Source organism: Brevibacterium sp. XM4083, assembly GCF_006489205.2.
In the GTDB taxonomy this organism is placed as follows: Bacteria; Actinomycetota; Actinomycetes; order Actinomycetales; family Brevibacteriaceae; genus Brevibacterium.
Map to the genome: position 1 here is coordinate 1 of NZ_VFYR02000008.1, position 11,169 is coordinate 11,169.

Sequence of the window (11,169 nt, forward strand, 5' to 3'; positions counted from 1 at the left end):
CACCACGAGCCGCGCGAACAACGGCGGCACCGAGGCGATCAACGGGATCATCGAGCTCCACCGCCGCCTCGCCCGCGGCTATCGCAACCGCGAGAACTACCGCCTCCGCATGCTCCTCACCGCCGGCGGACTCACCCCATGACCCCCCCACCGGATGTCCGAAGAGCCAGTTAAGTGATATTGAGCCGGGAATGCCCATAAACGGCGTTCCCGGTTCATGGACGTTCGGAAGTAGTAATGGTGAGCAACGGAACCCTGGAAACGCAGTATCAGGATCGTGGGACTCTGACGGCGCGAATACGAGCACTTCGCCCATCCATGTCGCAAACGCAAGCGGCCGTGGCCAACGTTGTGTTGACGAACCCTGCCGGTGTATTGCACATGACGGTGAGTGAACTCGCGAGGGTGTCGCGCAGCTCCGTGGGGAGCGTGGTCCGGTTCTGCCAAGATCTGGGCCTCAAGGGGTATCAAGAATTCAAATTGCAGTTGGCCTCTGAAATTCCAGTTGGCGAAGAATCCGGTGTCAGCCATACGGAAACGTCCGGGTCAATCGTGTCTGAAGTATTTCAATCGACGGCACGCGCTATTTCGGAAGGCGAAGCAAGTATTGATCCGAACGAATTTCAACGTGCGGTGTCCGTGCTTGATAAGGCAGATCGGATTCTTCTGGTGGCTAGTGGCCAGTCCTCGCCAATTGCCCTTGATACTGCCCTCCGTTTCCGCAGCGTGGGGCTCGAGGTGAATCATCCGGGAGATCCGGTATCGCAACATATCGCATCCTCGATGCTGGGCCCGGGCGACGCTTGCCTGGCAATCAGCCACACCGGCCGCACCAAAGCAACGGTCGCGGCCGCGGAATCGGCGCGAGAGTCAGGGGCGGCGGTCGTTTCGGTGACCAGCTTCTATCGCTCCCCGCTGGTGGCCGCATCCACCGTGGCACTCGTTGCCGGATCAGGTGAGACGCGGTTTCAAATCGAGGCCATGATGAGCCGGTTTGTGCATCTCGCGGTGCTGGATGCACTCTATTCTGCGATCACCGCCGAAAACCCCGAGCGCACCCTCAAGGGAGCGGCGCGGGCTGCGCAGGCTGAGGAAATGTTCCGCGACTGATCATTTGATAGTTCAACAACACGGCCCGGGCCCTCCTGGAGGAGAGAGGACCCGGGCCGTAGCTTTTGGTTCGAATTATGCCCAGGCCGTCGGCTTGTCCAGCGCGTTCAGTTCAATCTCGGCGAGGACTCCGTAGTGGTCGCTTGCCGTCGGATACTCGTTGAACACAACCTTGCTCGAGTTGATGACACTCTCGACCGTGAGGTGGTTTACCGTCGAGCCGGCGAGTACATAATCGATGCGGCGGTGGTGGGGTTCCTGCACCACGTAGTTCGGAACAATTCCCTGACCGTCGGTCACGCTTCGGGCGACCCACGGGCTATCGGTGGTCCAGGTGTAGCCGGGGCCACCGTCTCCGGCAATTGCCCAGGTGTCGCGGAAGGCGGCGCTGCGGCCGTTGATGGCTGATTTGCCGGTGTAGAACCGCATGCAGTCCTGGTCGGGAGCGGCGTCAAAGTCGCCCGCAATAATCGTGGGGGCCTCTTGACGGCGCTTTTCTTCAAGTTCAGTGACGAACAGCGCCTGCTCCACACGAGCGGCCTCGTCGGTGAAATTGAAGCTCGGGCGCGGGCCGAGGAAGAGCATGTCCACGCCGATGGGCAGTGACAGCACGGCTTCCCATACATAGGGTCCGTCGGCTGCGGGAAGCTTGTGGGTGGTAATGCTCTTGGGTTCCCAGCGCGTACCAACGGCGGTTCCCCAGGCGGGCCACTCGAAGTCAGCGAAGTCGGATGCGTGGCGAGCGAAGTCGGATGCGTGGTGCCAGTGGAGGCTCGAGTTTTCCTTTACGAGCTGGAAGGCATCGCGCTCCGGGGTGCGGACGACTTCCTGCAGGAAGACAATGTCGGCGTCGTGCTCTTCGAGGCCTTTAAGTAGGAGCGCGTCGCGCTTTTGCTGATCGCGGGGGGCGAGCCAAATGTTCAGTGTCAGTACCCGTAGGTTCATTTTTTTGTTCATGCGGTAAAGCTATGCCGCCAAAGTGAACAAGGTTCCAAAAAAGAGTTAACTTGCGGAACTAATTTTTCCCGTCGAGTCGTCAGCGCTTGGGGAAGGCGTCGAAATCAATGTCGAGTTCGACCTGGTCGGCGCGGAAGCGGGTGTTTGAATACTGCAGTGGCCGGCCGTCGGTGAGGGAGTTCAGTGAGCGAACCACCAGCACGATTGAGCCGGCTGGGATGTTGAGGTCTTGCGCTTCTTCGGTGGTTGCGGTTCGAGCGCTGACAGCGCTCCAGGTGCGGACATAGTCATCGATGCCGATTGCTTGCAGGGCCTTGGTGATTGACCGCGTGTGGCGTAAGTGGTCGTCAAGCTCCGGGGTCAGGTCGGCGTTGAACCAGGCCGTTGATCGAGCAACGGCCGAGCCGTCAGTGTGGCCAATCGTTTCGATTTTGAGTGCGGGGCGTCCTTGTAATTGCAGCCGATCGTGCGCTTCGGCGGGGGTGTCGGTCACGAGTTCCGCGGAGAGTGGCCGATTGAATGTCGTTGTTGTATCCCGTGCGCTTTCACTCAACCGGGTGCGAAGGCCTATGCGGTGTAGCAGGAGGGTGTGAGGAAGCACGTAGGTGCCGCTTCCCTGGCGTCGCTCCACCAGTCCTTCAGAAACGAGGGCGGCGACTGCTTGGCGCACGGTGTTGCGGTGCACCTGAAAGCGCTCGGCAAGTTCGGCTTCGGTGGGCAGCTTTGCGCCCGTTTGCAGGTAGCCGTCAATGATTTCACTGCGCACCTCGTCGGCAATGAGTCGCCAGGTTGAGTAACCGCTTGTGGCTCGAGGCGTGGTTTTTGTCACGTGGTCTCTCTTTGGGGCTGCAGGGGCAATTGTTCACCCTAAGTTTCACTGGTATTTGTCTAGTTTACTAGATGAATCGCGCGGTCTCGATTACGGTCGAGTTGTCTAGATGAATAGATGACTTGGAAGGATTGGTGCGATGAGTTCGACGGACGCAATCGCTGAACGGCAGCAGTGGATGGCGGTTCTTGCGCTCGCGGAGGTGTCGGAACTGAGCGCTGCGTGGGAAGCCTGGGAAGAGAAGCCCCAGGTAGAACGCATTCGTGGCCCGGAATCTGGCATCGTGATGGTGCGCGGCCGAATTGGGTCCGGTGGTGACCGATTCAACCTGGGTGAGGCCACCGTGGTGCGCGCCTCCGTTCGCCTGAGCGGCGGGCCGCTGAATGAGGATGCATTCGGGCACTCCTACGTGTTGGGGAGCAACCCCGACCACGCCTGGTATTCCGCAGTGTTCGACGGCATGCTCGCGACCACCCAGCTGCGCGAGAAGGTGCAGCAGGCCGTGATTCGCCCATTGCAGCATGCGCATGAACTTCGCGAAGCAGCAGCACTTGCGGATGCGCAAAGCACCAAGGTCGATTTTCTTACGTTTGCGAGGGAGAACTGATGAGTGACGCAGTGTTTCAGGCGGCGACCATTCCCCAGCCCGGCTTTTCGGACCCATCGAGCGATTCACAAGCGGTGTTTCGCGCGATTCTCAACGCGTTCTCGTACCCGGGGCGGAAATTCTCGATCACGGGACCACAAGACGTCCCCGCCGCACTGGGCTCGGCTCTGGCAGCCGTGGAACTCACGCTGTTCGATATCGATACCGCGGTCTGGCACCATCCCGTGTTGGCACAGGATGAGTCGGCCATGGGCTACCTGCTCTTCCACACCGGGCTCAAGCGTTGCACTGAGCTCGCCGACGCTGACTTTGTGGTCGCGACCGTTGATTCGATGCCTGCACTCAACGAGTTGCGGACCGGGAGTGACCTGTCGCCCCAAGAGTCAACGACCCTGGTGCTCGATGCACGTGAGATGACTGGCGCACACAATTGTCGCGCCACCGGCCCCGGCATTAATGGCGAGATTGAGTTTCTCATGCCGGAAACGTATGCCGAATTCTTCGAGGACTGGGCAGCAAATCACCAGCTCTTCCCACGAGGCGTCGACCTGCTCATTGTTGATGAACACAGTGTCATGGCGCTGCCTCGAACAACTTCGCTGGCGATTCAAGAACACAAGCGGGAGGCCTAACCAATGTATGTAGCTGTTAAGGGCGGCGAGAAAGCAATCGCGAATGCGCATGCGCTCCTGGCCAAGGAAGGTCGCGGCAATCCGGCAGTACCTCGGGTCGAGGCGGATGCGATTGCCAGCCAGCTGCCGGTACTCACCTCGCGAGTCATGAACGAGGGCTCCCTCTATGACCGTGAACTCGCGGGCCGGGCCATTATTCAATGTCAGGGTGATGTTGTCGAGGCGATCACGCTCGTTCGGGCGTATCGCACGACCTTGCCGAGATTTGGATACTCCGAGCCGATTGACACGTCTGCTCTGCCACCGCAGCGGCGCATTTCGGCAACGTTTAAGGACGTTCCTGGTGGTCAGCAGCTCGGTGCCACGTTCGACTACACACACCGGCTGCTGACCGAACCGACAGAGGCAGACATCAGCATCGAAAACGGTGGCGCTGATACTGCGCATGTCGACCAGCCCAGAATCACTGACATCCTCGGCTCGGCGGCACTGCTGGAACCCGACCACGAAGAACCCTGGAGTGACCCGGAACCGGCCGACATCACTCGCGAACCCGCCGAATACCCGATGTCCCGCGCGGCGCGACTGCAGGGACTGGCACGAGGCGACGAGGGATTTTTGCTCGCGCTGGGCTATTCAACGCAGCGGGGATTCGGTAATACGCACCCGTTCGCGGGGGAGATCCGTGTTGGGGAAGTCATGGTCGAATTCGACGCCCCGGAGCTGGGATTCGCGGTTCCGCTGGGGCGCATCGAGGTCACCGAATGCCAGATGGTCAATCAGTTCATGGGCAGTCACGATAAGCCGGCGCAGTTCACGCGTGGCTACGGATTGGTGTTCGGTCGTGCCGAGCGCAAGGCCATGTCCATGTCGCTGGTCGACCGGGCACTTCGAGCTGATGAATTTGACGAGCAGTCGGATGCACCCGCGCAGGACGAGGAATTCGTATTGAGTCACGCGGACTGTGTGCAAGCGGCCGGGTTCGTTGAACACCTCAAGCTGCCGCACTATGTGGATTTCCAAGCTGAACTGCACCTTGTTCGAAAGCTTCAACAAGAGTTCGGCGAACAGCACGCTGACGAGCAGGAAGTAGATCAATGAATTCGGCCAAAATTGAGTACAACATTGGCTATATCGATGAGCAGACCAAGCGAATGATTCGTCGAGTGATGCTCAAGGCAGTTGCGATTCCTGGATTTCAAGTGCCCTTTGCCTCTCGCGAAGTACCGCTGCCGCGAGGCTGGGGGACCGGTGGCGTGCAGCTGACAGCAAGCCTGATCGGAAAATCGGATGTGCTCAAAGTCATCGACCAGGGCAGCGACGACACCACGAACGCGGTGTCAATCCGGAAATTTTTCCACCGGGTGTCTTCCGTGGAGACGACAACGGACACCACGCAAGCCACGCTGATTCAAACTCGACACCGAATTCCGGAAACTCCGCTGCAGGAGGGCCAGATCATGGTGTATCAAGTGCCGCTTCCGGAGCCGCTGCGGTTCCTAGAACCTCGGGAAACCGAAACTCGACAACTGCATGCGTTGAACGAATACGGGCTCATGTATGTGAAGTTGTATGAGGACATCGCCAAATACGGCCACATCGCAAAAACCTATGACTATCCGGTGATAGTCAACGGCCGATATCTTATGGCACCTTCGCCCACGCCGAGCTTTGATAACCCCAAGCTTCACCAGAGTCCGGCGCTGCACTTATACGGTGCCGGTCGCGAAAAGCGAATTTACGCCATCCCGCCATATACGGATGTGGAGAGCTTGGGTTTCGAGGATTATCCCTTTGAGCCACAGGCATTCGAAGAGCCCTGCGCGATTTGTGGCTCAACCGGGGTATATCTCGACCAAATTATTACCGACGATAAGGGCGGAGCGCTGTATGTGTGCTCAGACAGTGACTACTGCGCCAATAAATTCGCCCAACTCAGTAAGGAAGGGGAAGGCGTCAGTGAATGATATGCCTATTCTCGAGGTGTCAAATCTTGGACACCGATACGGTGACCGGTACGGCTGCCGAGAGGTAACGTTTGATCTTTGGCCCGGTGAGGTACTGGCAATCGTTGGTGAATCCGGTTCTGGAAAATCCACGCTCCTCAAAACGATTTCGCAGCGCCTGAATCCCACCGAGGGCACGGTTCGCTATTGGGCCACGGACGGCACGCCGCTCGACCTGAGCAGCCAGACGGAAGGCGAGATTCGCCGCCTATGGCGAACCGAGTGGGGCTTTGTGCACCAGAACTCTGAAGACGGCCTGCGGATGCGGGTGAGCGCCGGTGGAAACGTTGGTGAGCCGCTGATGGCAAATGGCCTGCGTCACTATGGGAAGATCCGCGAGAAAGCGCTGGAATGGCTCGAACGGGTGGAGATCCCGAGCAGCCGCGTGGATGATCCCCCGACCTCGTTCTCTGGCGGGATGCGCCAGCGACTGCAAATCGCCCGAAATCTTGTCGTGTCACCACGGCTCGTGTTTATGGATGAACCGACGAGCGGGCTGGATGTGTCCGTACAGGCGCGGCTGTTGGATCTCATCAGGTCGCTGGTGAGTGATCTTGGTTTGGCGGTCATTATTGTGACTCACGACCTGGCAGTGGCGCGAATGATTTCGCACCGCACTCTCGTGATGAAAGACGGACGCGTCATCGAATCCGGACTTACTGACCGTGTGCTCGATGACCCGCAGGCGCCATATACACAATTGCTCGTATCGTCAATTCTTCAGGGGTAAGCATGAATCAGCCAGTTCTTAGAGTTTCTGACCTCAATAAATCATTTACGATGCACCTGCAGAGCGGAAAGGAAATCAGCGTTCTGAACGGCCTCGAGTTCGAGGTGCACGGTGGCGAATGTGTCGTGCTTGACGGTTCTTCTGGGGCGGGAAAGAGCACCATTTTGAAAATGGTGTTTGGGAATTACCTGGCCACAAGTGGGCACATTGAACTTCATGCTCGCGGGTTCAATATCGATATCGCAAACGCTGACCCGCGAACGATATTGGCGGCCCGTCGAAACGTCATGGGATACGTGAGTCAATTCTTAAGGTGTGTGCCCCGGGTCTCCGCACTCGACGTCGTGGCCGAACCACTCATTGAGCGCGGCACCGAATACGTCGAGGCAACTTCGCGCGCAGCCGAACTGCTGAGTCGTTTGGGTATACCCGAGCGACTCTGGAGCCTGCCACCGGCCACCTTCTCCGGTGGTGAGCAGCAGCGCGTCAATATTGCCCGCGGGTTCATCGTGGATCTGCCACTGCTGCTGCTTGACGAGCCCACTGCATCGCTGGATTCTAAGAACAGCCGCGTGGTCATCGACCTCATTGCCGAAAAAATTGAACGCGGCACTGCCATCCTCGGTATCTTCCACGACCCCGAGGTGCGCGAAATTGTCGCTGACCGGCTCATCCCCGTGGAGGATTACGTGGCATTGGAACGGGTACAGTGACACCCCGGTACGCGATCTACCTGACCCCCGGGATCGGCGGTGGTGACCCGGTCGCGATTGAGCTTCGAGACCTGGTAGACCGTTGGCTGGGACGAAGTTTGCTGACGGAAACGGTCGAACAGCAGAGTCTCCTGGACTGGCCTCGTGCGGAGATTGACCGAATCACCACCGAACCGCGAAGATACGGATTTCACGCCACGCTCAAGGCGCCCTTCCATCTTCGTGATGAATATTCGGCCGCCGATCTGGAACAAGCGACGCGACGGCTCGCCGCTCGCTGTGATCCCATCCACATTCCATCGTTGCGCCTGAAAAATATCGCGGGGTTTCTTGCGCTCGTGCCGGGGAAGGAATTGCCAGACCTACACGAACTCGCGAATGAATGTGTCACCGAGCTGGATACCTTTCGGGCCCCGCTCACCGAGCCGGAACGAGCACGTCGAACGCTCAGTGCGCTCAGCACACGACAACTCGAGTACTTGGAGCGCTACGGCTATCCGTACGTGCTCGAAGAATTCACTCCGCACTTCACCCTCACCAACAAGCTGCCCGCTACCCGGTTACCGGTCGTGGAATCGGGGCTCCAAGCGCTGCTGGGGCGGCTCACGGATGTTGAGATGCGGGTCGATCACCTGTCGCTCGTCGAGGAACCAGCCCCGGGCGCCCCATTTCGGATTCACTCACTCCACCCATTGAAAGGGACACAATGACCAACGACCTTGTTTTCAAGAACGCGCAGGTCGTGCTTCGCGATGAGATCGTGCACGGAAATATCCTCATCCGTGCCGGCAAGATCGCCGACATCAGCACCGGCAGTGTGACCGTCGGGGAGGACCTCGACGGCGACTACGTGCTGCCGGGCGTCGTGGAATTGCACACGGACCACGTGGAATATCACATGCGCCCTCGTCCGGGCGTTGAGTGGGAACCCATGTCCGCAGTGCTCGCGCACGATGCGCAGATGGCGGCCGCTGGCGCAACGACGGTGCTGGATGCAGTTCGGCTCGGTTCTGAGCCGCGGGCGCGGGAAACGACTACTGCCGCCGCGCGGCGGCTGATGGGTGCGATCCGTGGCGCGCGGGAAGCGGGGGCGTTCCGGGCCGACCATGCGGCGCACCTTCGTTGCGAAGTATCGGCTGAGGACTGCTTTGATGTGTTCGCTGAATTGGTCGATGAACCCAATGTGCTGTTGGTGTCGCTGATGGATCACACACCGGGCCAGCGGCAATTCGAAGACGTGGATCAGTTCCGAAAGTACTTCGTCGGCAAGGGCATGGTGCCAGAAAGCGAAGTGGAGACCTATATCGAGGAGCTCCTACGCGAAGCCGACCGCCACACCGAAGCCAACCGCAACCGGATTTCGCAGTCGGCACTGCAGCAGGGAATCGCGGTTGCCACCCACGATGACGCGACGGCGGCACACGTGGACGAAGCTGTGCAATTGGGCGTGAGTATTTCAGAGTTCCCGACATCCGTCGCTGCGGCCGAAGCTGCGGTACAGAACGGCTTGTATGTCGTCATGGGGGCACCAAATATCGTGCGGGGCGGCAGTCAGTCGGGGAATGTCGCCGCGCATGAACTCCTGGACCGCGGCCTGCTGCACATCCTTTCCTCTGACTACGTGCCTGCGAGCCCATTGCAGGCGGTGTTCCAACTGGTCGATGAAGGGTCGATCACGCTGTCCGAGGGCACCGAGCTGGTGAGCACCAATCCGGCGAAGGCGGTTGGCCTGGAAGATCGTGGCCAGATCGCGGTCGGGAAGCGAGCTGACCTCATCCGGGTGCGTGAAATTCAGGTCGGTGATCGTGACATGTCTTCGGCGAAACAGAGTATGCCGGTGGTTCGCGCGGTCTTCCGTGAAGGGATGCGAGTGGCATGAGTGGCGACGGCGTGTTTTTTGCGGTTGTGGGTGCAAGCGGCGTCGGCAAAGATGCCCTGCTTTCGGCAGTGAAGAGTCTGGGCCGGCCCGGCCTGGTGTTTCCGCGTCGATACATCACACGGGGGCCTGGGCCGGGTGAATCACATATCCCGCTGTCTGAGGCTGAGTTCGCTTGGGCCTCGGCGGCTGGGGAATTCGCCCTCGAGTGGTCGGCGCACGACCTGATGTATGGAATTCCTCGTGAGATTGACGACATCATCCGCTCAGGGGCGTCCGTGGTCGTGAATGTGTCGCGGTCGGTTCTTCACATGCTGCGCAAGCGCTACTCGCGCGTGGTGGTCATTCGAATCTCGGTTTGCGAGAAGACGCAGGCTGCGCGTCTGCTCAATCGTGGTCGGGAGAACCTAAAGCAGATTCAGCAACGACTCGGACGTCCCGATCCGGCCCCGCACGTTGATGTCGATTATGAGGTGGCAAATAACGGCACTGTTGAAGAAGGATGCTCGCGATTGCTTCGTGTAATCGAGCACGGGATATCGAAGTGCGACGAAGCTTCGGGGGCGGGCGGTAACGTCGAGCTACCGCCGACAGGGTTGGTGCATCAGCCGGTTGCGATGACGGACAGCACACTCGGCCGCTACACCGAGATCGGTAGGGGGACTCGTCTTTCTGCGACAGAATTTGGTGACTACAGTTACTGCGACCGTTTCGGCGATTTCGCGAACGCGACTATTGGTAGATTCTCAAACATCGCCAGCTTCGTTCGGGTGGGTGCCGTTGATCACCCCCTCGACAAGGCAAGCCTGCATCATTTCTTGTACCGCTCGAATCTGTATTGGGCTGATCAGGCGGATGACGCGGAGTGGTTCGAGATGCGTCGGGCCCGGCGAACGCGCATCGGGCACGACACGTGGATCGGCCACGGCGCACAGATTAAGCCGGGCGTTACCGTGGGAAATGGTGCAGTTGTCGCCGCGGGAGCGGTTGTGACGAAGGATGTTCCCGCTTACGCGATTGTGGCCGGGGTGCCGGCCAAAGTCATTCGTTGTCGACAGCCCGCAGAGGTCGCCGAACGCCTTGAGGCTCTTGCCTGGTGGGATTGGGACCACGAGTCCCTCGGTGAACGTCTCGGGGACTTTCGTGAGCTCAACGCAATCCAATTTCTTGAGAAATATGAGGCGCGGTAGCGGGACGGAATGATGCTGCGGCAATGTCAGCAGGATGAACGAGGCGTAAGACCAGAATGAACCCCATTCTGACCGTCTCCTGACCCTGGACAAGGCGGCCGACCGCCTCCTGTTGAGCTCACGACAACTCACCGAGCGAGTCAAGCGAAGAGAGATTGCCGCGGTGAAATCCGGACGCAAATGGGTGTTCAGGGCTCGGCATCTCGAGGATTACATCGACCGGATGACCCAGCCATCCAAATGGATTTCAAGCTCCTATTTCGACCGCGCGGAATCCAACACCGAGGAGCAAGGGACCTGGATGACACGATGCCCGCTGTCGTTGACTGGGGCCGCATCAAGCGCCCCGGCGCGGTGTAACGGGGAGATTGCTACGCGCCCGGCAAAACGTGCCGGTGGCAGAAGTCACCGGAGAACGGTACTCGCCTGAACAGGGTGAACTGGCATAGCGATCACGACACCGCAACCTGCCTTTGACTGGTCGGCGATCTGAGGTGTCGCAACGCAAGCGCGGACGCT

The 11,169-nt window shown here is 59.4% G+C and carries 14 protein-coding genes; 12 read left to right on the forward strand and 2 right to left on the reverse strand.

The window, feature by feature from the left end; genetic code table 11:
- The coding region (locus FJ887_RS18065) for a transposase (RefSeq protein WP_250786301.1) at positions 1-142 on the forward strand (142 nt) is incomplete at its 5' end.
- 95 nt (positions 143-237) lie between these two features.
- Positions 238-1,110 (forward strand): MurR/RpiR family transcriptional regulator, encoded by an 873-nt coding sequence (locus FJ887_RS18070; protein ID WP_082758367.1) that lies wholly within the window; start codon positions 238-240, stop codon positions 1,108-1,110.
- Between the two features lie 75 nt (positions 1,111-1,185).
- Here the strand turns inward: FJ887_RS18070 and FJ887_RS18075 are convergent, their stop codons facing one another.
- Positions 1,186-2,067, reverse strand: coding sequence for an endonuclease/exonuclease/phosphatase family protein (locus tag FJ887_RS18075; RefSeq protein WP_085603654.1), 882 nt, complete (start codon positions 2,065-2,067; stop codon positions 1,186-1,188).
- 79 nt (positions 2,068-2,146) lie between these two features.
- Entirely contained in the window at positions 2,147-2,896 is a 750-nt protein-coding gene (gene phnF / locus FJ887_RS18080; RefSeq protein ID WP_085603651.1) for a phosphonate metabolism transcriptional regulator PhnF, read from the reverse strand.
- A 139-nt stretch (positions 2,897-3,035) separates the two neighbouring features.
- Between phnF and phnG the strand changes: the two genes are divergently transcribed.
- The 10 genes from phnG (at position 3,036) to FJ887_RS18625 (ending at position 11,080) form a co-directional block, all read left to right on the forward strand.
- Positions 3,036-3,503: a phosphonate C-P lyase system protein PhnG gene (gene phnG / locus FJ887_RS18085; RefSeq protein ID WP_085603647.1), complete on the forward strand. Its 468-nt coding sequence runs from the start codon at positions 3,036-3,038 to the stop codon at positions 3,501-3,503.
- Positions 3,503-4,135: a phosphonate C-P lyase system protein PhnH gene (gene phnH / locus FJ887_RS18090; RefSeq protein ID WP_085603644.1), complete on the forward strand. Its 633-nt coding sequence runs from the start codon at positions 3,503-3,505 to the stop codon at positions 4,133-4,135. The genes phnG and phnH overlap by 1 nt, the downstream gene beginning before the upstream one ends.
- Positions 4,136-4,138: 3 nt before the next feature.
- Complete coding sequence (locus tag FJ887_RS18095; protein ID WP_085603641.1) at positions 4,139-5,236, forward strand: carbon-phosphorus lyase complex subunit; 1,098 nt, start codon at positions 4,139-4,141, stop codon at positions 5,234-5,236.
- Positions 5,233-6,102: an alpha-D-ribose 1-methylphosphonate 5-phosphate C-P-lyase PhnJ gene (locus FJ887_RS18100; protein ID WP_085603637.1), complete on the forward strand. Its 870-nt coding sequence runs from the start codon at positions 5,233-5,235 to the stop codon at positions 6,100-6,102. Before FJ887_RS18095 ends, FJ887_RS18100 begins: the two co-directional genes overlap by 4 nt.
- A gap of 1 nt (position 6,103) precedes the next feature.
- Positions 6,104-6,871 carry a phosphonate C-P lyase system protein PhnK gene (phnK, locus tag FJ887_RS18105; RefSeq protein ID WP_250786300.1) on the forward strand — a complete coding sequence of 256 codons (768 nt, stop codon included), beginning with the start codon at positions 6,104-6,106 and terminating at the stop codon, positions 6,869-6,871.
- Between the two features lie 2 nt (positions 6,872-6,873).
- Positions 6,874-7,584, forward strand: coding sequence for a phosphonate C-P lyase system protein PhnL (gene phnL / locus FJ887_RS18110; RefSeq protein WP_085603632.1), 711 nt, complete (start codon positions 6,874-6,876; stop codon positions 7,582-7,584).
- Complete coding sequence (locus FJ887_RS18115; protein ID WP_172400034.1) at positions 7,581-8,294, forward strand: DUF1045 domain-containing protein; 714 nt, start codon at positions 7,581-7,583, stop codon at positions 8,292-8,294. The genes phnL and FJ887_RS18115 overlap by 4 nt, the downstream gene beginning before the upstream one ends.
- Positions 8,291-9,463, forward strand: coding sequence for an alpha-D-ribose 1-methylphosphonate 5-triphosphate diphosphatase (locus FJ887_RS18120; RefSeq protein ID WP_085603626.1), 1,173 nt, complete (start codon positions 8,291-8,293; stop codon positions 9,461-9,463). Before FJ887_RS18115 ends, FJ887_RS18120 begins: the two co-directional genes overlap by 4 nt.
- Entirely contained in the window at positions 9,460-10,650 is a 1,191-nt protein-coding gene (gene phnN / locus FJ887_RS18125; RefSeq protein ID WP_085603623.1) for a phosphonate metabolism protein/1,5-bisphosphokinase (PRPP-forming) PhnN, read from the forward strand. Before FJ887_RS18120 ends, phnN begins: the two co-directional genes overlap by 4 nt.
- A gap of 85 nt (positions 10,651-10,735) precedes the next feature.
- Positions 10,736-11,080 carry a helix-turn-helix domain-containing protein gene (locus FJ887_RS18625; RefSeq protein WP_350457232.1) on the forward strand — a complete coding sequence of 115 codons (345 nt, stop codon included), beginning with the start codon at positions 10,736-10,738 and terminating at the stop codon, positions 11,078-11,080.
- Positions 11,081-11,169 lie beyond the last annotated feature (89 nt).

What these genes read in the sequence shown, in the direction of transcription:
- FJ887_RS18120 (WP_085603626.1), top strand. Translation starts at nt 8,291, where the DNA reads ATGACCAACGACCTTGTTTTCAAGAACGCGCAGGTCGTGCTTCGCGAT.
- FJ887_RS18070 (WP_082758367.1), top strand. Translation starts at nt 238, where the DNA reads ATGGTGAGCAACGGAACCCTGGAAACGCAGTATCAGGATCGTGGGACT.
- FJ887_RS18095 (WP_085603641.1), top strand. Translation starts at nt 4,139, where the DNA reads ATGTATGTAGCTGTTAAGGGCGGCGAGAAAGCAATCGCGAATGCGCAT.
- phnL (WP_085603632.1), top strand. Translation starts at nt 6,874, where the DNA reads ATGAATCAGCCAGTTCTTAGAGTTTCTGACCTCAATAAATCATTTACG.
- phnH (WP_085603644.1), top strand. Translation starts at nt 3,503, where the DNA reads ATGAGTGACGCAGTGTTTCAGGCGGCGACCATTCCCCAGCCCGGCTTT.
- FJ887_RS18075 (WP_085603654.1), bottom strand. Translation starts at nt 2,067, where the DNA reads ATGAACAAAAAAATGAACCTACGGGTACTGACACTGAACATTTGGCTC.
- phnG (WP_085603647.1), top strand. Translation starts at nt 3,036, where the DNA reads ATGAGTTCGACGGACGCAATCGCTGAACGGCAGCAGTGGATGGCGGTT.
- phnK (WP_250786300.1), top strand. Translation starts at nt 6,104, where the DNA reads ATGCCTATTCTCGAGGTGTCAAATCTTGGACACCGATACGGTGACCGG.
- FJ887_RS18100 (WP_085603637.1), top strand. Translation starts at nt 5,233, where the DNA reads ATGAATTCGGCCAAAATTGAGTACAACATTGGCTATATCGATGAGCAG.
- phnN (WP_085603623.1), top strand. Translation starts at nt 9,460, where the DNA reads ATGAGTGGCGACGGCGTGTTTTTTGCGGTTGTGGGTGCAAGCGGCGTC.